14 protein-coding genes and 4 tRNA genes are annotated in these 18,213 nt (G+C 61.7%); 13 read left to right on the forward strand and 5 right to left on the reverse strand.

The window, feature by feature from the left end; translation table 11 throughout:
* Window positions 1–172: 172 nt before the first annotated feature.
* The 4 genes from H2O77_RS01515 to H2O77_RS01530 all read left to right on the forward strand — a co-directional run bounded on the left by H2O77_RS01515 (window position 173) and on the right by H2O77_RS01530 (window position 6,914).
* Window positions 173–1,258: a low specificity L-threonine aldolase gene (locus H2O77_RS01515; RefSeq protein WP_215823754.1), complete on the forward strand. Its 1,086-nt coding sequence runs from the start codon at window positions 173–175 to the stop codon at window positions 1,256–1,258.
* Between the two features lie 703 nt (window positions 1,259–1,961).
* Window positions 1,962–3,884 carry a PrkA family serine protein kinase gene (locus tag H2O77_RS01520; RefSeq protein WP_043334761.1) on the forward strand — a complete coding sequence of 641 codons (1,923 nt, stop codon included), beginning with the start codon at window positions 1,962–1,964 and terminating at the stop codon, window positions 3,882–3,884.
* Between the two features lie 97 nt (window positions 3,885–3,981).
* Window positions 3,982–5,265: a YeaH/YhbH family protein gene (locus H2O77_RS01525; protein ID WP_043334759.1), complete on the forward strand. Its 1,284-nt coding sequence runs from the start codon at window positions 3,982–3,984 to the stop codon at window positions 5,263–5,265.
* An 83-nt stretch (window positions 5,266–5,348) separates the two neighbouring features.
* Window positions 5,349–6,914 carry a SpoVR family protein gene (locus tag H2O77_RS01530; RefSeq protein WP_215824447.1) on the forward strand — a complete coding sequence of 522 codons (1,566 nt, stop codon included), beginning with the start codon at window positions 5,349–5,351 and terminating at the stop codon, window positions 6,912–6,914.
* Between the two features lie 183 nt (window positions 6,915–7,097).
* Here H2O77_RS01530 and H2O77_RS01535 read toward each other — a convergent pair whose 3' ends face one another.
* The gene (locus tag H2O77_RS01535) at window positions 7,098–7,415 is read right to left on the reverse strand and encodes a high-potential iron-sulfur protein (RefSeq protein WP_043334757.1); all 318 of its coding nucleotides are present in this window, start codon (window positions 7,413–7,415) and stop codon (window positions 7,098–7,100) included.
* A gap of 448 nt (window positions 7,416–7,863) precedes the next feature.
* Here H2O77_RS01535 and H2O77_RS01540 point away from each other — a divergent pair, with 448 nt between their 5' ends.
* Window positions 7,864–8,730, forward strand: coding sequence for a DNA/RNA non-specific endonuclease (locus H2O77_RS01540; RefSeq protein ID WP_240548672.1), 867 nt, complete (start codon window positions 7,864–7,866; stop codon window positions 8,728–8,730).
* 287 nt (window positions 8,731–9,017) lie between these two features.
* On the opposite strand, the gene H2O77_RS01545 is transcribed toward H2O77_RS01540, so the two are convergent.
* The 4 genes from H2O77_RS01545 to H2O77_RS01560 form a co-directional block, all read right to left on the reverse strand.
* Window positions 9,018–9,104, reverse strand: a tRNA-Leu gene (locus H2O77_RS01545).
* Window positions 9,105–9,204: 100 nt separating this feature from the next.
* Window positions 9,205–9,291, reverse strand: a tRNA-Leu gene (locus H2O77_RS01550).
* 42 nt (window positions 9,292–9,333) lie between these two features.
* Window positions 9,334–9,420: transfer RNA gene (locus H2O77_RS01555), tRNA-Leu, on the reverse strand.
* Window positions 9,421–9,543: 123 nt separating this feature from the next.
* Window positions 9,544–9,630: transfer RNA gene (locus H2O77_RS01560), tRNA-Leu, on the reverse strand.
* Between the two features lie 340 nt (window positions 9,631–9,970).
* Here H2O77_RS01560 and rnr point away from each other — a divergent pair.
* The 8 genes from rnr (at window position 9,971) to H2O77_RS01600 (ending at window position 18,098) form a co-directional block, all read left to right on the forward strand.
* Window positions 9,971–12,676 carry a ribonuclease R gene (gene rnr, locus H2O77_RS01565; protein ID WP_215823755.1) on the forward strand — a complete coding sequence of 902 codons (2,706 nt, stop codon included), beginning with the start codon at window positions 9,971–9,973 and terminating at the stop codon, window positions 12,674–12,676.
* A 164-nt stretch (window positions 12,677–12,840) separates the two neighbouring features.
* Window positions 12,841–13,752 carry a 23S rRNA (guanosine(2251)-2'-O)-methyltransferase RlmB gene (gene rlmB, locus H2O77_RS01570; RefSeq protein ID WP_107335616.1) on the forward strand — a complete coding sequence of 304 codons (912 nt, stop codon included), beginning with the start codon at window positions 12,841–12,843 and terminating at the stop codon, window positions 13,750–13,752.
* 336 nt (window positions 13,753–14,088) lie between these two features.
* A complete protein-coding gene (gene rpsF, locus H2O77_RS01575; protein ID WP_043334756.1) occupies window positions 14,089–14,469 on the forward strand; it encodes a 30S ribosomal protein S6 in 381 nt (126 codons plus the stop codon).
* 26 nt (window positions 14,470–14,495) lie between these two features.
* A complete protein-coding gene (gene rpsR, locus H2O77_RS01580; RefSeq protein ID WP_024952281.1) occupies window positions 14,496–14,723 on the forward strand; it encodes a 30S ribosomal protein S18 in 228 nt (75 codons plus the stop codon).
* A gap of 12 nt (window positions 14,724–14,735) precedes the next feature.
* Window positions 14,736–15,590 carry a hypothetical protein gene (locus tag H2O77_RS01585; protein ID WP_043334783.1) on the forward strand — a complete coding sequence of 285 codons (855 nt, stop codon included), beginning with the start codon at window positions 14,736–14,738 and terminating at the stop codon, window positions 15,588–15,590.
* 12 nt (window positions 15,591–15,602) lie between these two features.
* On the forward strand, window positions 15,603–16,049 hold the full coding sequence (gene rplI, locus H2O77_RS01590; protein ID WP_043334754.1) for a 50S ribosomal protein L9: 447 nt from the start codon (window positions 15,603–15,605) through the stop codon (window positions 16,047–16,049).
* A 286-nt stretch (window positions 16,050–16,335) separates the two neighbouring features.
* A complete protein-coding gene (gene dnaB, locus H2O77_RS01595) occupies window positions 16,336–17,724 on the forward strand; it encodes a replicative DNA helicase (RefSeq protein WP_165873876.1) in 1,389 nt (462 codons plus the stop codon).
* Between the two features lie 86 nt (window positions 17,725–17,810).
* A complete protein-coding gene (locus H2O77_RS01600; RefSeq protein ID WP_043334752.1) occupies window positions 17,811–18,098 on the forward strand; it encodes a hypothetical protein in 288 nt (95 codons plus the stop codon).
* Window positions 18,099–18,213: the final 115 nt, after the last annotated feature.

Raw genomic sequence — 18,213 nt, forward strand, 5'->3', positions numbered from 1 at the left:
GCTCGTCCCCTCTCGCGAGGCGCCCTCCGGTGGCTTGCGTGCAGCCTTCACCTGCCACTGGCGGCGGCGTGCAGCGCTGTTATGATGGAGTTTCTGCAGCGGCTCCTGCCATCCGGGAGCCGTGTCTGTTTCACCGGACTGGGTGATCCCCTGTCCCGCTCTGGAAATCCCCATGACGACTGACGCCATTGCCCCGACCCCCGCTGCGACCTCTGCTGCCGATGAAGCGTGCACTCCACGCTTTCTGGCCAGTGACAACACGTCCGGTATCTGTCCCGAGGCGATGGCGTACATGATGCAGGCCAATCGTGATGACGATCTCGCCTACGGCAATGACCGCTGGACACAGCAGGTCACCGACAGCTTCCGTCAGCTGTTCGAGACCGAGTGCGAGGTGTTCTTCGTCTTCAATGGCACCGCCGCCAACTCCCTGTCGCTGGCCCACCTGTGCCAGTCCTACCACAGTGTCATCTGCCACGAACTGGCCCATATCGAGACCGATGAATGCGGCGGGCCGGAGTTCTTCTCCAACGGGTCCAAGTTGCTCAACGCGCCGGGCCCCGACGGCAAGCTGACGCCGGAAGGCATCGAGCAGCTGGTCACCAAGCGCAGCGATATCCACTATCCGCGTCCGCGCGTGATCTCCCTGACCCAGTGCACCGAGGTCGGCACCGTCTACAGCCTGGAAGAGCTGCAGGCGATTCGTGAAGTGGCGGACCGTCATGATCTGCAGATCCATATGGATGGCGCCCGTTTCGCCAATGCCTGCGCCGCGCTGGGTGTCTCGCCGGCAGAGCTGACCTGGAAGGCGGGCGTGGACGTGCTGTGCTTCTCCGGTACCAAGAATGGTCTGGCCATGGGGGAGGCGGTGATCTTCTTCGATCGCAAGCTGGCACGCGATTTCGATTACCGCTGCAAGCAGGCCGGTCAGCTGGCCTCCAAGATGCGCTTCATCGCGGCGCCCTGGATGGGGCTACTGGAAAATGATGTCTGGCTGAACAACGCCCGCCATGCAAACGGCATGGCACAGTATCTGGCCGAGCGACTCGAGGTGCTGGAGGGCATCGAGCTGCTGTTCCCCAGCGAGGCCAACAGCGTGTTCGCCAGCTTCCCCGAGCATGTGCTGGCGGCACTGCGTGAGCGTGGCTGGACCTTCTATACCTTCATCGGTGCGGGTGGCGCGCGCTTCGTCTGCTCCTGGAATACCACCACCGAGTTGCTCGACGCCTTGCTCAAGGATATTCGCGACGTGCTGTGAGCCTCTTGATTCAGGCAGTCCCCAAGGCGTGAGCGCCTCCCTCGAGATCCCCATCGCCCCGGCGGTGGGGATTTTTTTGTGGCCGGTTGTCCGCTCTTGTCAACGTCATGCGTGTCTGAGGCAAGAGTCTGATCAGGTTGGTAGCCACTTCGTCGCCAGTCGTTGTTTTCATGGTCTTTGTGGTGAGCCAGGAGGCTGTATGAAGCGTGGCGGAGGCGGTCGGGTGTGAGGTGTGGGCGTGGCCATTCTTGCTCGACTGGCTGGTATGCAGTGTCGTCTGGGCGTGAGAGTGACTGGCGTCAACCGTCAGTCTGTTCCTATGCTCAAGGTGTGCTGCGGTGCAACATGTCATGAGTGAATCACCCGCGACAGCAGAAGCATTGGTCGAGTTTTCGCGTCTTTCGCAGCTTTCTTCAACGCGTTGCCAGGGGTGTTCAGGCGCCATCGTAGTGTCTGCTGACCCACTGGCTGCCGTAGATCCTGCGGTGCTTGGCAGAACTGGCTCCGCCGGCGGAAAGTTCGTTGAATGCATTCATTCACTGTATTGGACACCAGCACCCTATATCGACCTATGCTGATAAACACGCCGAGGCAGTCGTCCTGCGTACGCTATCCAGGCTGAGCGGACGAACGAATTTTGCGGTCTTACCTGAGTGGGCCCGGCGATGGTCCCAGCGACTGATGTCGCGACAAGGAGGCTTCCATGAGCATCTTCGATCACGTGCAGAGCCGCTACGAGCGGATTCAGCAAGAAGAGATGAGTCTCCAGGAGTACCTGGAGTTGTGCCGGCAGGACACTACTGCCTACGCCAGCGCTGCCGAGCGCATGCTGGCGGCCATCGGTGAACCGGAGGTCATCGATACCGCCAAGGACCCCAGTCTTTCCCGTATCTTTTCCAACAAGCTGATCCGCCGTTATCCAAGCTTTGCCGAGTTCTATGGCATGGAAGAGGCTATCGAGCAGATCGTTTCCTACTTCCGGCATGCGGCGCAGGGACTGGAGGAGCGCAAGCAGATCCTGTATCTGCTCGGCCCGGTGGGCGGCGGCAAGTCGTCTCTGGCGGAGCGTCTCAAGCTGCTGATGGAGCAGATTCCCTTCTATGCCATCAAGGGCTCGCCGGTCTTCGAGTCTCCTTTGGGGCTGTTCTCGCCGGAGGAAGATGGCGAGCTGATCGAGAAGGAGTACGGCATTCCCCAGCGCTGCATGCGCAGTGCCATGTCACCGTGGGCCGCCAAGCGCCTCAAGGAATATGGCGGTGATATCAGCAAGTTCCGCGTGGTCAAACTCTATCCCTCGCGCCTCAATCAGATCGGTATCTCCAAGACCGAGCCGGGCGATGACAACAACCAGGACATTTCCGCGCTGGTCGGCAAGGTCGATATCCGTCAGCTGGAGCTCTATGCCCAGGACGACCCGGATGCCTACAGCTTCTCCGGCGGGCTGTGCAAGGCCAACCAGGGGCTGATGGAATTCGTCGAGATGTTCAAGGCGCCGATCAAGGTGCTGCACCCGCTGCTGACCGCGACCCAGGAGGGCAATTACAACCCGACGGAAGGCATGGGCGCGATTCCCTTCGATGGCGTGGTGCTGGCGCACTCCAACGAGAGTGAGTGGCAGGCATTTCGCAACAACCGCAACAACGAGGCCTTCCTCGATCGCGTCTATATCGTCAAGGTGCCTTACTGCCTGCGCGCTTCCGAGGAGGTCAAGATCTACGCCAAGCTGCTGGAGCATTCGTCGCTGAATCAGGCGCCCTGTGCCCCGGATACGCTGCGCATGCTGTCGCAGTTCATCGTGCTGTCGCGTCTGCGTGAGCCGGAGAATTCCAGCGTCTACTCGAAGATGCGTATCTATGACGGCGAGAACCTCAAGGATACCGATCCGCGCGCCAAGTCGATCCAGGAATACCGCGACAGCGCCGGTGTCGACGAGGGGATGGATGGGCTCTCGACACGCTTTGCCTTCAAGATTCTCTCCAAGGTCTTCAACTTCGATGCCAGTGAGGTCGCGGCCAATCCGGTCCATCTGCTCTACGTGCTGGAGCAGCGCCTCGATCAGGAGCAGCTGCCCAAGGAAACCCATGAGCGCTATCTGCGCTATATCAAGGAATACCTGGCGCCCCGCTATGTCGATTTCATCGGCAAGGAGATCCAGACCGCCTACCTCGAGTCCTATTCCGAGTATGGGCAGAACATCTTCGATCGCTATGTGACCTATGCCGACTTCTGGATCCAGGAGCAGGAGTATCGCGATCCCGAGACCGGCGAACTGCTGGACCGTCAGTCACTCAACGAGGAGCTGGAGAAGATCGAGAAGCCCGCGGGCATCTCCAACCCGAAGGATTTCCGTCACGAGGTGGTCAACTTCGTGCTGCGCGCACGGGCGCAGAACAACGGTACCAACCCGAGCTGGCAGTCCTACGAGAAGCTGCGTGCGGTGATCGAGAAGAAGATGTTCGCCAATACCGAAGAGCTGCTGCCGGTCATCTCCTTCAATGCCAAGGCCTCGGCATCCGACCAGCGCAAGCACGAGGACTTCGTGGCGCGCATGGTGGATCGCGGCTACACCGAGAAGCAGGTGCGCCTGTTGTCCGAATGGTATCTGCGCGTACGCAAGTCGCAGTAAGCCCTGCCGACTGACGACAGGCCTGCCGGCGGGCACGATTGCCGCCGGCACTTGCCATCCGGCCATCCGCTGAGGGCGGTGCCGGCAAGGAGGGCGAATGAGTTATTTCATTGATCGACGCAGCAATGCACGCAACAAGAGTGCAGTGAATCGACAGCGCTTCATTCGGCGCTATCGCAGTCATATCAAGCGGGCGGTGGAGGATGCCGTCAATCGGCGCTCCATCACCGACATGGAGCGCGGCGAGGAAGTCTCCATCCCGACGCGAGACATTTCCGAGCCGGTCTTCCAGCACGGACAAGGCGGCAAGCGGCGTGTGATCAATCCCGGCAACAAGGAATTTGTCGAAGGGGACCGCATGCGCCGTCCCAGCGGCGGTGGTGGGGGAGGCGGCAGTGGCGAGGGCCAGGCCTCCAATCAGGGCGAGGGGGAAGACGACTTTGCCTTCACCCTGTCGCGTGAGGAATTTCTCGAGTTCGTCTTCGACGGGCTGGAACTGCCGCATCTGGAGCGCAAGCAGATCGCGGACATGGAAGAGGTGCGCCCGGTGCGCGCGGGGATCGCGCGTGACGGCACACCGGCACGTATCAACATCGTGCGCTCGATGCGTTCAGCACAGGCGCGGCGCATCGCGATGCGTTCCCCGATCAAGCGGGCGCTGAAGGAAGCTGTCGAAGCGCTGGAGCAGGAGGAGCGCAAGGACCCGGTGCTGCGCAACAAGGTGCGCATCAGTGAGCTCAAGGCGGAAATCGAGCGGCTCGAGGCGCGCCTCAAGGCGGTGCCGTTCCTCGATACCTATGATCTGCGCTACAACCACCTCATCAATCAGCCGATGCCGTCCAACAAGGCGGTGATGTTCTGCGTGATGGATGTCTCGGGGTCGATGACCCAGGCGCACAAGGACATCGGCAAGCGTTTCTTCCTGTTGCTGTATCTGTTTCTGGAGCGCAACTACGAGAAGGTCGAGCTGGTCTTCATCCGTCACCACACCGCTGCCAAGGAGGTCGACGAGGAGGAGTTCTTCTACTCCCGCGAGACCGGCGGCACCATCGTGTCCAGTGCCCTCACGCTGCTCGATGAGGTGATCGAATCGCGCTATCCGGCCGGTGAGTGGAATCTCTACGTGGCGCAGGCCTCGGATGGCGACAACTGGGACGACGATTCCACCAACTGTCGCGAACTGATGATCAAGAAGCTGATGCCGCGCCTGCAGTACTACGCCTATGTGGAGATCACGCCGCATGCCCATCAGGCGCTATGGGAGGAGTACGAGCGGGTCGAGGCGGAATTTCCGGAACGCTTTGCCATGCAGCAGATCGTCGAGGCAGGCGATATCTACCCGGTATTCCGCGAGCTGTTCAAGCGCCGCATCAGCGCCTGATCACATCATGCGACGTGCCCGGCAATCGCGCCGGGCCAGGAGGCCTCATGAGTCATGGTCTTGATGGCGGTCTTGATGACCGAATGAGCAAGCGCATCGATAGCCGGCTCGAAGATACCCAGCCGGCCAGCGGGTCGGATTGGACCTTCGAATTGCTCGAGCATTTCGAAAGCGAGATCGCGCGCATCGCCGCGCAGTACAAGCTGGATATCTACCCCAACCAGATCGAGGTGATCACGTCCGAGCAGATGATGGATGCCTACGCCAGCATCGGCATGCCGGTCGGCTACCATCACTGGTCGTTCGGCAAGCAGTTCCTGTCGGTGGAGCAGGCGTATCGGCGAGGGCAGATGGGGCTGGCCTATGAGCTGGTGATCAACTCCGACCCGTGCATCGCCTATCTGATGGAAGAGAACACCCTGATGATGCAGATTCTGGTCATGGCGCATGCCTGCTATGGCCACAACAGCTTCTTCAAGGGCAATTATCTGTTCCGCACCTGGACGGATGCCTCGGCGATCATCGACTACCTCGTCTTCGCGCGGAAATACGTGTCCGAGTGCGAGGAGCGCCATGGCGTGGACGCCGTCGAGCAGCTGCTCGACGCCTGCCATGCGCTGCAGAACTATGGCGTGGATCGCTACAAGCGTCCTTCGGCCATCTCGCCGGAGGAGGAGGTCCAGCGTCAGCAGGAGCGTGAAGCATACCTGCAGGCCCAGGTGAATGCGCTGTGGACCACGATTCCCCAGGCGGGCGAAGAGGATGAGGTGATCGATGAGGTCAATGATCCTCTCGGTCTGCATCGTCGCGGCCGCTATCCGCCGGAGCCGCAGGAGAACCTGCTCTATTTCATCGAGAAGAATGCCCCGTTGCTGGAGCCCTGGCAGCGCGAGCTGGTGCGTATCGTGCGCAAGCTGGCGCAGTACTTCTACCCGCAGCGCCAGACGCAGGTGATGAACGAGGGCTGGGCGTGTTTCTGGCACTACACCATCATGAATCAGCTCTATGATGAGGGGTTGATCGGCGAGGGCGTGATCCTCGAGTTCCTGCAGTCGCATACCTCGGTGGTGCAGCAGCCCGGCTTCGATCACCCGCATTACAACGGCATCAATCCCTATGCGCTGGGCTTCGCGATGTTCACCGATATCAAGCGTATCTGTGAGAACCCCGATGATGAGGATCGTGAGTGGTTCCCGGATATCGCCGGCAGCGACTGGCTGGAAACGGTGCACTTCGCGATGCGCAACTTCAAGGATGAGTCCTTCATCCAGCAATTCCTGTCGCCCAAGGTGATCCGGGATCTCAAGCTGTTCTCGCTGGTCGATGATGACAGCGATGAGCATCTCGTCATCGACGCCATTCACGACAGTCGCGGTTACAAGCGCATTCGTGAGGCGCTGTGCGTGCAGTACGCGCTGAGCCATCGTGAGCCGAATATCCAGGTGTGGGCCGCCAACATTCGCGGTGATCGCTCGCTGACCCTGCGCCATGTGCAGGATGATCGCCGCCCGCTGGCGCGCAGCGTCTACCCCGTGATGCGCTATCTGCATCAGCTGTGGGGCTTCCCTGTCCATCTGGAGTCGATGGAGAACGATGAGGTGGCAAGGCGCTACCAGTGGCCACTGCCGGAGGACGCCAATCCCGGCTGACAGGGCGTCAGGTGACGCTCATGGCGGATCGAGGGGGTGTCGAGGGATGCCTGACCTGACCGGCACGCAATCGGCATAAGGCAGGCATGAAAAAACCGCCGTGAGGACACCCTCGCGGCGGTTTTCTTGTCTCAATCGGCTCTCGTGCACGTGCTCTCAGCCAGAGGGTTCCGGTTGCGCGCCTCAGGCCGGGCGCTTGGTCCAGGACTGACACCAGCCCTTCGGCTCGACGCTATGGCTTGGGAAAAGCTGGCAGCCTTCGTTCTCGGGCTTGTAGAACATGCAGTTGGCGCAGTCTGAACCCGGCTTGAAGGCGGGGTGGTCCTTGGCTTCACTGGCGACTTCCACGTAGTTGAGCGCCTTGGCTTGCGGATTGGAGGTATCCAGCCGCGGCAGGTCGGCGGCAAGGGCGCGGGGTGAGAGTATGGCGGCGCCCAGCGGCAGGGCAGCGAGCCCCAGCAGGCTGTTGCGCATGAAGTTACGGCGGCTCTGATTGGCCATGGTCGGATTCCTTCTCATCAATGGAGCACAACCGTCGGGATGTGCTGCGGTCACGGCTCGCCTGTCAGGAGGCGCTTGCATGTCAGTCGTTGCAGTGTCGCAGGTGCCACCGGTGCCTTGATGGGCGCTCTGTGTGGCATTGCTGACCGCTTGCTGGCATTCATGGATGCAGGTGGCATGCCAGATACTGAACATGTGGTCAGGTTCTGCGCCATCGGTGTTCGGGCAGATTTGTCAGGAGGTCTCTGCTCGCCGATGGTGCGTCAAGCGGGTGCTGCCTGCTTATTGTGGCTTGAGTTGGGGCAACCGTCAGCCTCGCTGGCAGAACTCTGGCATGATGGAATCGACGCAGGAACGTGAATGGCGTCGCTGTGGCCCGCGGGCCGTGGCGAAATGATGGATGCATGCCTTGCCGAGGTAACTGCAACGACAAGAAGGAAATGGCGGGATGCTGGATGTGATGGACGATATTCGCTCGGCCGGCCGCAAGCTGTGGCGGGGCTTCGGGGTCAGCGTGGTGTTTGCACTGGTAGGGGGTGGGCTCTGGTGGTGGCAGGAGCGCGACTACCAGCAGTTCTACGTCTGGCAGGGCGTGCCGCAGGCGCGTGCGCTGGATTGGAAGACGCTGGCGCGCGGCTTGCGCAGCGATGCCTATCTGGTGGGCTGGTCTGATCTGCGCGCCAACCCGTTGTGGGTGACATGGCGGCTCGAGAATACTCAAGGGTCGCGGCTGGGGGAGCGTCCTGACGAGTTCGAGCGCGACTGGCGCTCGCTATGGCCCGTCACGCCGGATAGCTATCGCAACAGTGGCTACGATCGTGGGCACCTGGCGCCCAACTACGCCATCGGCAAGATCTACGGCGTCAAGGCGCAGCATCAGACCTTCCGCATGACGAATATCTCGCCACAGACACCGGCGCTCAATCGCAAGCTCTGGCAACGGCTGGAAGCCGCCATCATGGACAGCATCCTGCCGCGCGAAGGCGCACTGTGGATCACGGCAGGGCCGGTCTTCAGCGGCAGTATCGAGCGGCTGCCCAATCTGATCGAGATTCCCGACGCCTTCTACAAGGTCATCATCTCGCCCGGCTCCGGTCGGCAGGCACCGCGTGCGCTGGCATTTCTCTTCCCGCAGCAGGTGAGGGGAGATGAGCCGCTGGACCGTTTTCTGGTCAGCATCGATCGCATCGAGTCACTGACAGGGCTGGACTTCTTCCATGAGCTCCCCGATGACGTCGAGCAGCGCCTCGAGGCGCAAGTCGTGCGCGATGGCTGGCAGGTCGACAGTTTCAGTCGTACGCCATCACGTTATTGAGCGTATAGCCAAGGTCCGACTGACAGGAACGTACTGAAGGAGTTCGGCGGACGGGTGCCGACTGAAGGGGTGCAGTTGAAAAGAGTTATCCACAATGCCAGGCGTAGTAATGGGTGTGGACAAGTTGCGCATGAGGCGAGCGGTATTTTCTTCGCGACATGCGAAAGACAACGCAGGGCGCTGTGGGTCTGGGCAAAACAAGAGGGTAAGTCAGTCAGGATATTGCGAGAGGGAGTATCGCGATGTGAGCAGCAGGCGCTGCGAGGATGCATCGGATATCAACTTGATGGTGCCCAGAAGAGGACTTGAACCTCCACGTCCATACGGACACTAGCACCTGAAGCTAGCGCGTCTACCAATTCCGCCATCTGGGCATCAAGTTGTGTGCTGAAGTCTCAAGAGCTGAGTCTTGCAGCTGAACGAGCATGAAATCCTTGGTAGTGGATACCATGTTCCCTGTTCGAGTGCGCATCGTGGTGCCCAGAAGAGGACTTGAACCTCCACATCCTTACGGATACTAGCACCTGAAGCTAGCGCGTCTACCAATTCCGCCATCTGGGCGAAGCGCGATACAGGGGTCGTTCGTTGTGAGTCTGACGTCCGTGGTGCCCAGGAGAGGACTTGAACCTCCACATCCTTACGGATACTAGCACCTGAAGCTAGCGCGTCTACCAATTCCGCCACCTGGGCAGACATCAGAACTCGTTTCGGTCCGCAGACCCGGATCAGCAGTCAAGTTGTTGAAACTTAAATGCTTTACCCGTTTTCTGGTATCCATCTTAACGTGTGTCACGCCAACATGAAACCTGAAATTGGTGCCCAGAAGAGGACTTGAACCTCCACGTCCATACGGACACTAGCACCTGAAGCTAGCGCGTCTACCAATTCCGCCATCTGGGCAAGTGGTGCCGAATAATACGGATGTACTGCGGGAATGCAAGCTTTTTCTTTCATGTCCTGCTGAGCGAGCCGCAGAAAGCCTCTCTCGCTTCATGAGGACAGACAGAGGACAGAGAGAGAACAGACAGATGAAGCTCATCAATTGGCGAGCTTTCAGACTTGAGAGTCAGGCCCCGGGCCGCCATTGAGAGCACTGAATGGCCCCTCCGCCGTGATGAGTGGCGGGGAATGGTTGGGTCGGCCCAAGGGTAGAGGCTATAATGCGCGGATGAGAGACAACCTGTCATTCCGTGCCGCGATCGCTGCCCGTCTCGAATTCATCGTCAAGGAATCCTGATTAATGACCCAATGGACGCTCAGCGACGACCCGCACGCGGAACGCGAAGCCCATAAGTACGACAAGCCCATCCCCAGCCGAGAGTTCTTGCTCGACAAGCTGGAAGAGTATGGCAAGCCCATTACCCACGAGAACATGAGCCGCATGCTCGGTTTCGAGGACGAGGAGCAGCAGGAAGCTGTGCGCCGTCGCCTCAATGCCATGGAGCGTGATGGTCAGGTGCTGCGCAATCGTCGCGGTGCCTATGCCCTGATCGACAAGCTGGACCTGATCCGTGGCCGCGTCGTCGGTCACCGCGACGGCTTCGGCTTCCTGGCGCGCGAAGATGGCGTCAAGCCGGACCTCGCCGTGCCGCCGCGCCAGATGCGTCGCGTCTTCCATGGCGATCAGGTGCTGGCTCGCGTCAGCGGCCGTGATCGTCGTGGCCGCGACGAGATCACCATCGTCGAGGTGCTGGCGCGCAATACCCAGACCCTGGTCGGCATCTACCGTCAGTCCGAGCCGGACTTCGGTGTGCTGATTCCCGAGAACTCGCGCATCGCGCAGGAAGTCATCATCCCCAACCGCGTGGCCAATGGTGCCAAGGACGGTCAGGTGGTGTCCGTGCGCATCACTCAGCAGCCCGCCACCCGCGTGCAGCCGGTGGGTGAAGTGGTCGAGGTGCTCGGTGAGCGCATGGACCCGGGCATGGAAATCGATATCGCGATCCGTTCCCACGATATCCCCAGTGAATTCCCGCCGGAAGTCGAAGACCAGATCTCGACCATTTCCGCCGAGGTGCTGGAAGAAGACAAGAATGGCCGCATCGACCTGCGCGAGACGCCGCTGGTCACCATCGATGGCGAAGACGCGAAGGACTTCGATGACGCCGTCTGTGCCTGGCAGGACGACAATGGCAACTGGAAGCTGCTGGTCGCCATCGCCGACGTCTCCCACTACGTGCGTGGCGGCAGCCCGCTGGATCAGGAAGGCTATGTGCGCGGCAACTCGGTGTATTTCCCGGGTCAGGTCGTGCCGATGCTGCCGGAACTGCTCTCCAATGGTCTGTGCTCGCTCAACCCGCATGTCGATCGTCTGACGCTGGTCTGTGAGCTGACCATCTCTGCCAGCAGTGGCGAGATGCTCGACTATCGCTTCTTCGAAGCCGTGATTCGCTCGCATGCTCGCCTGACCTACGAGAAGGTCGGCACCATGCTGACCGACCCGGAAAGTGAGGAAGGTCAGGCACTGTGTCAGCAGTACAATGAACTGCTGCCGTCGCTGCACAACCTGCACGCGCTTTACGGTGTGCTGCGCAAGGCGCGTGACAAGCGCGGTGCCATCGACTTCGAGACCACCGAAACGCAGATCCTGTTCAACGATGAGCGCAAGATCGAGCAGATCGTGCCGCGTACCCGCAACGACGCGCACAAGCTGATCGAGGAATGCATGCTGGCGGCCAACGTCGCGACGGCACGCTTCCTGGATGAGCACGATCTCCCGGCCCTCTATCGTGTCCACAAGCAGCCGGCACCGGAGCGTCTGAACAACCTGCGCGCCTTCCTGGGCGAGCTGGGTCTGACGCTGGAAGGTGGCGACGAGCCGGCACCCAAGGACTTCCAGGCACTGCGTGCCTCGATCGCCGAGCGCCCGGACCTCGACATCATCCAGACCGTGATGCTGCGCAGCATGACCCAGGCGGTCTACTCGCCGCAGAACGAAGGTCACTTCGGTCTGGCCTACGATGCCTACGCGCACTTCACCTCGCCGATCCGTCGCTATCCGGATCTGCTGGTGCACCGTGCGATTCGCTCAGTCATCCGTGGCCCGCGCAAGACCGACACCGTGCTGCGCGCCGAAGATGCCGTGACCGAGCGCCCGACCAAGTGGTGCCCGTACACCTTCGAGCAGATGCTCGAGCTGGGTGAGCACTGCTCGATGACCGAGCGCCGCGCCGATGAAGCGACGCGTGACGTCAACGACTGGCTCAAGTGCGAGTTCATGAAGGACAAGGTCGGGGAAGTGCTGGAAGGCACCGTAGCGGCAGTCACCCAGTTCGGCCTGTTCGTGCGTCTGGATGCCTACTACGTCGAAGGCCTGCTGCACATCTCCTCGCTGCCGTCCGACTACTATCACTACGAGGCCGAGAAGCATCGCCTCAAGGGTGAGCGTGCCGGCGTCAGCTATGGTCTCGGCGATGGCGTCACCGTCCAGGTGGCCCGTGTCGACATGGATGAGCGCAAGATCGACTTCATGCTCAGCGACCCGACGCCGCGTCCCAAGCGCAAGCCGCGCAAGGCTCGCAGCAGCGAGGGCGACAAGCCGGCAGCCGGCAAGAGTGGTTCCGCTGCCAGCAAGGAATCCGCCGCCAAGGGACGTCCCGGCAAGCGTGAGCGCGAACGCCTCAAGTCCCTGACCGAGGAAGTCAGTCAGGAAGGCAATGGCAGCGCGGCTGCGGCCGAAAAGCCGGCAGGTGAGCGTCCGCCGCGCAAACCGCGCGGTGAGCGCAATGATCGCTCGGGCCGTGGAGAGCGCAAGGCCGCCGCTGGCAATGAGCAGCAGCCCGCCGCCGAGGCGCCCGCTGCGGCGCGTCCGGCCGTGCCGAGTGGCCCGGAAGCCGCCGACAGCCCGTTCGCGCCGGTCGCGCCGATGGGTGCCGCAGGCAAGGACGACCCGTCGCGCAAGCGGGGTTCGCGCTCGCGCGGGCGTCGCGGTAACGGCCGCAGCTGATTTCGGCTCGGCTCCTCGCGCGTCACTGCATCAGCCCCGGCTCCGGTCGGGGCTGATGCGTTGGGCAGCCGTCAGGCTGCACGATTTCAAGGCTGTCGCGTCGGCGGCAGCTCAGTTTCCGTCAATGTGACAGGGCCCGTCGGGTCATCAGTCAGGAAGGCACAATGAGTCAGGACAAGGGGCGCAAGCCCGGCCGCGGCAAGCCCGCCGGCGAGCGTGCTAGCCACGCCAGAAGTGAGCATTCCCGAGGCGAGCGCAGCGGCGCTCAGCGTCATGAGCGTGGCGGGGCGCGCAAGGGTGGCGCTCGCGCCGCCGCGCCGAAGATTCCCGGTGGCCTGGAGGCCGTCTATGGCGTGCACGCCGTGGAAGCCTTGCTGGCTCGTGATCGCGCACCCAGCGAGCTGTGGGTGCAGGCGGGCGAGGCCGAGCTGCGCCTGAGCGAGATCATCGAGCAGGCGCGTGCCGCCGGCTCGCGCGTCACCCTCAAGGGGCGCGAGGAGCTGGATGCACTGGCCGTCGGCGGTGGTGCCCATCAGGGGCTGGTCGCGCTGTGCGCGCCGCTGGCCACCGAGAACGAGACCGGCCTCAAGCTGCGTCTCGATGGCTGGTCCCACGAAGAAGCTCCGCTGTTTCTGGTGCTGGACTCCGTCACGGATCCGCACAATCTCGGTGCCTGCCTGCGCAGTGCCGATGCTGCGGGCGCCCATGGCGTCATCGTGCCCAAGGACAAGTCGGCCTCACTGAATGCGACCGTGCGCAAGGTGGCCTGTGGGGCAGCGGAAGTGGTGCCGGTCTATCAGGTCACCAACCTGGTCCGCACGCTGGACGCCATGAAGGAAGCCGGTGTCTGGGTGCTGGGCACGGCGGGCGAAGCCGAATCCATGGCCTTCGAAGCCGATTTCACCGGCCCGGTCGCCATCGTGATGGGTGCCGAGGGCAAGGGCATGCGTCGCCTGACCCGCGAGCATTGCGACAGCCTGATCAAGCTGCCGATGGCGGGCAGCGTCTCCAGCCTCAATGTCTCGGTTGCCGCGGGCATCTGCCTGTTCGAGGCCGTGCGTCAGCGCCGCGGCTGAGGCAATTGTCGGCAGGGGATAGTCAGGGGAGGGGCAAGAGAGAGGCAAGAGAGAGGCAAGAGAGAGGCAAGAGAGAGGCAAGAGAGAAGCGGCCGGCGGAACGGGGCTGGCTGTCTTTCACGGGCCGCTTGCCAAGCCCTTGACTCCTCTCTACAATACTGCGGTTCTGTGAAGTGCAGTCTGCAGTGAATGCGCGGCATGGGGGCACCTGTCCTCGCCCGCGCGCGTCTTTCGTGGCCTTCGGGTCTGAATGGCACAACCGTAGTAATCACTCCACTCCTTGCTTCCCGGCCCGAGACGCGCCGTGGGGGCTGTCAAACCGAAAGGAGCCAAGCCATGCGTCACTACGAGATCGTGTTCATGGTCCACCCGGACCAGAGCGAACAGGTTCCGGCCATGATCGAGCGTTACACCTCCATCGTGACCGAAGCCGGCGGTACTGTGCACCGTCTGGAAGATTGGGGTCGCCGTCACCTGGCCTACCCGATCAACAAGATCCACAAGGCCCACTACGTGCTGATGAACGTCGAAACTACCGGTGAGGTGGTCGAAGAACTCGAAACCATCTTCCGTTTCAACGACGCCGTCATCCGTAACCTGGTTGTGCGTTCAAAGGAAGCGGCCATCGAGCCGTCTCCGATGATGAAGCCGGCTGAAGAGAAGCGTCCGCGTCGCGAAGACAAGCGTGACGAATCCGAAGCTCAAGACGCTAACTGATACCGCACCCCCAGGAGGTCATTGCAATGGCACGTTTTTTCCGTCGTCGCAAGTTCTGCCGCTTCACCGCTGAAGGCGTGAAGCAGATCGACTACAAGGACATCGAAGTCCTGAAGTCTTACATCACCGAGACCGGCAAGATCGTCCCGAGCCGTATCACTGGCACCAAGGCACGCTACCAGCGTCAGCTGGCGACTGCCATCAAGCGTGCTCGCTACCTGGCTCTGCTGCCGTACAGCGACAGCCACCAGTAAGGCGACACCATGATGCTGGCACTGGCACGCTGGGCCATGCGCGGCCCCCTGCAATGCATCGCGATTGCATTGCTGACGGGAATCGTGCCCTGGTTCTTCTGGTTCAGTGCCGCCATCAGTGCGCTGGTCACGCTTCGGCGTGGCCTTGCGCCTGCCGCACCCGTAGTCATCGCCGCCGCCGTTCCGGCCGGTTGGTGGTGGGTACAAGGCGATCCGGTGCCTCTGGCAACCGTATTGCTGGTCACCCTTATGGCAACCCTGTTGCGCGCTCGCGTGCGATGGGGTGAGGCGCTGATAGGCGCCAGCCTGACGGCGGCACTGATGGTGCAGTCCGGGATATTCCTGCCACCAGGCGGAGCCGGTCCACTGCTTGAGAGCATTCGCAAGAATGCCCCTGAGCTTGACGCACGCTTGAACGACTTTGCCGCTCAAGGTGTGCCGACTGAACAGCTCGCAGGGCTGGTCATCGGTGGTATTACCGGGTTGGTGGTCCTGCTGGCCGCCACGGGCTGTCTGGCCCTGGCGCGCAGTTGGCAGTCCGGGCTCTACAATCCGGGTGGGTTTCGCAGCGAATTCCATGCCTTTCGGCTGAGTTTGCCCGAAATTCTGATACTGGCAGCCTGCGGGATCATTGGCGTACTGCTCAATGTACCTGCAGTGCTCCTGCTGATCTGGATACCGCTGCTGGTGGCGGGCATTGCCCTGGTACATGGTTACATCGGGTTAAAGGGGATGAGCGGGTTATGGCTCGTCGGCGTCTATTTCATGATGCTGACCACCTGGCCCACGATTCTGATTTTGCTGCTGTTGGCGCTTGTGGACGTCTTTGCGGATTTTCGCGCACGTCTCGCCGGCAGTCATCGATAAGAGGTTTACGAGATGCAAGTCATTCTGCTCGACAAGATTGGCAAGCTGGGCAACCTGGGTGACCAGGTTTCCGTCAAGGCTGGCTTCGGTCGCAACTACCTGCTGCCGTACGGCCTGGCAGTTCCGGCCACTGCTGAAAACCAGGCAGCTTTCGAAGCTCAGCGCGCTGAGCTGGAAGCACAGGTTGCAGAGCGCAAGACCGAAGCTGAAGCGCGTGCCGCTCAGCTGAACGAAATCGAACTGTCCCTGGTCGCCAAAGCTGGCGAAGAAGGCAAGCTGTTCGGTTCCATCGGTCCGCGTGATCTGGCCGAAGCTATCGCCCAGTCTGGCATCGACATCGCCAAGAGCGAAGTCCGCATGCCGGAAGGCCCGCTGCGCAACACTGGCGAATACGACATCGTGCTGCAGCTGCACGCTGAAGTGACTGCCACTGTCCGTGTGGTCGTGGTCGGCGAGTAATCGCTGATTTGCAGTGGCTGGCCGGTGATCCGGTGTAGCGACTGCTGCGGTACCCAAGCCGCCTTTGCATCCTCGATGCGAAGGCGGTTTTTTCATGGGCGCGATTTGTCATCGCTGTGGCATTTGCCTGGTCGCCGGCGAGGCGATGACGCACAAAATCCGGTAGAATGCCTGCCCCCGTCAGGAAGAGTCTTCGGCGTGGGCGCGGCGGTTGGCAGGCTTGCGTCAATGCGTGAAACTAGAAGCCCCCGCGGGCATGTCAGTCATCAGCAGGAGTCAGCCAGGCATGAGCGAGATTCAGGATCAGGATCGCGAGACGGCAGCGCTCAAGGTGCCGCCCAATTCGCTGGAGGCCGAGCAGTCGGTGCTTGGCGGCTTGATGCTGGACAACAGCGCCTGGGATACCGTCTCCGAGCGGCTGGTGGCCGACGACTTCTATCGCTATGAGCATCGTCTCATCTACAACGCCATGTCTCAGCTGGTCGGCGGCAGCCGCCCGCTGGATGTGGTGACGCTGTCCGAGCTGCTGGAAAGTCGTGACCAGCTCGAGTCGGTCGGCGGGCTGGCGACCCTCGCCGAGCTTGCGCGCAACACGCCCTCGGCCAGCAACATCAAGGCCTATGCCGACATCGTTCGCGAGCGCGCCACGCTGCGCAAGCTCATCCAGGCGGCCAACCAGATCGCCGAGAGCTCCTTCAGCCCGCAGGGCCGTGATGCCGATGAGCTGGTCAACGAGGCCGAGCGCCTGGTGTTCCAGATCAGCGAGTCGCGGCCCAAGAGCGGCGGCCCCAAGGGCATGAGTCAGCTGCTGACCGGCGCGGTGGACCGCATCGATGAGCTGTTCAATCTCAAGGGCCAGATGACGGGCCTGTCGACCGGCTTCCGTGATCTCGATGACATGACCTCCGGCCTGCAGCCGTCGGACCTGGTGATCATTGCCGGCCGTCCCTCGATGGGCAAGACCACCTTCGCCATGAACCTGGTCGAGCATGCCGTGGTCTCCGGCGACAAGCCGGTCGCCGTATTCTCGATGGAGATGCCCGCCGAATCGCTGATGTTGCGCATGATCTCCTCGCTGGGCCGCATCGATCAGACCAAGGTGCGTACCGGCCAGCTGGAAGACGAGGACTGGCCGCGTCTGACCTCGGCGGTCAACCTGCTCAAGGACAAGCAGCTGTTCGTCGATGACACCGCGGCGCTGTCGCCCAACGAGATGCGCTCGCGCTGTCGACGCATGGCGCGTGAGCATGGCGGCATCGGCCTGATCATGATCGATTACCTTCAGCTGATGCAGGTGCCGGGGCTTTCCGAGAACCGTACCGCCGAGATCTCCGAGATCTCGCGCTCGCTGAAGGGCCTGGCCAAGGAATTCGCCTGCCCGGTCGTGGCGCTCTCGCAGCTGAACCGCTCGCTTGAGCAGCGCCCCAACAAGCGTCCGGTGATGTCGGATCTGCGTGAATCCGGCGCCATCGAGCAGGATGCCGATGTCATCGCCTTCGTCTACCGTGATGAGGTCTACAACAAGGACAATCCCGACAACAAGGGGCTGGCCGAGCTGATCATCGGCAAGCAGCGTAACGGCCCCATCGGTACCGTTCACATGGCCTTCATCGGCAAGTACACCCGTTTCGAGGACCTGGCGCCCGACAGTTATGGCCAGGCCTTCGCTGAATAACGTGATGCGTACGCGCGTCAATCATGTACCCGGGCGGCGGCATCGCCGTTGCCTCGCAAGACCCGCACTGACGGGGAGGAGATAGCATGGCAGGTGGATTTGGGCGCGGACGCGCACGTACCCCCAAGCTGCAGGGCCGCGGCACGCTGGAGAGCCTGGAGCGTGAAGGGCCCTTCAAGGAATGGCTGGGCATGCCGGACCTCTACCGCTTCACGCTGGTCGTGGAAGGTGAGAGCTACAGCTACCAGACCGAAGACAGCGAAGTGCCGGTGGTAGCCGGTGATATGGTCGTCTTCCGTTACAAGGAGACCAAGGCGGGCAAGTGGATCGACCGCAACTCCCTCGGCAAGGCCATCGACCCCAACTCGCTGTAAGCGCCACTCTGGCGCATGAGGATCACGCCATGCCGGCTGCCAGGTCGGCATGGCGTGATCCTGCTTTGATCGAGATAGTCGGTACATCGAGATAGTCGATCTGACGTCTGGCATC

The organism is Cobetia sp. 4B, assembly GCF_018831605.1.
In the GTDB taxonomy this organism is placed as follows: domain Bacteria; phylum Pseudomonadota; class Gammaproteobacteria; order Pseudomonadales; family Halomonadaceae; genus Cobetia; species Cobetia amphilecti.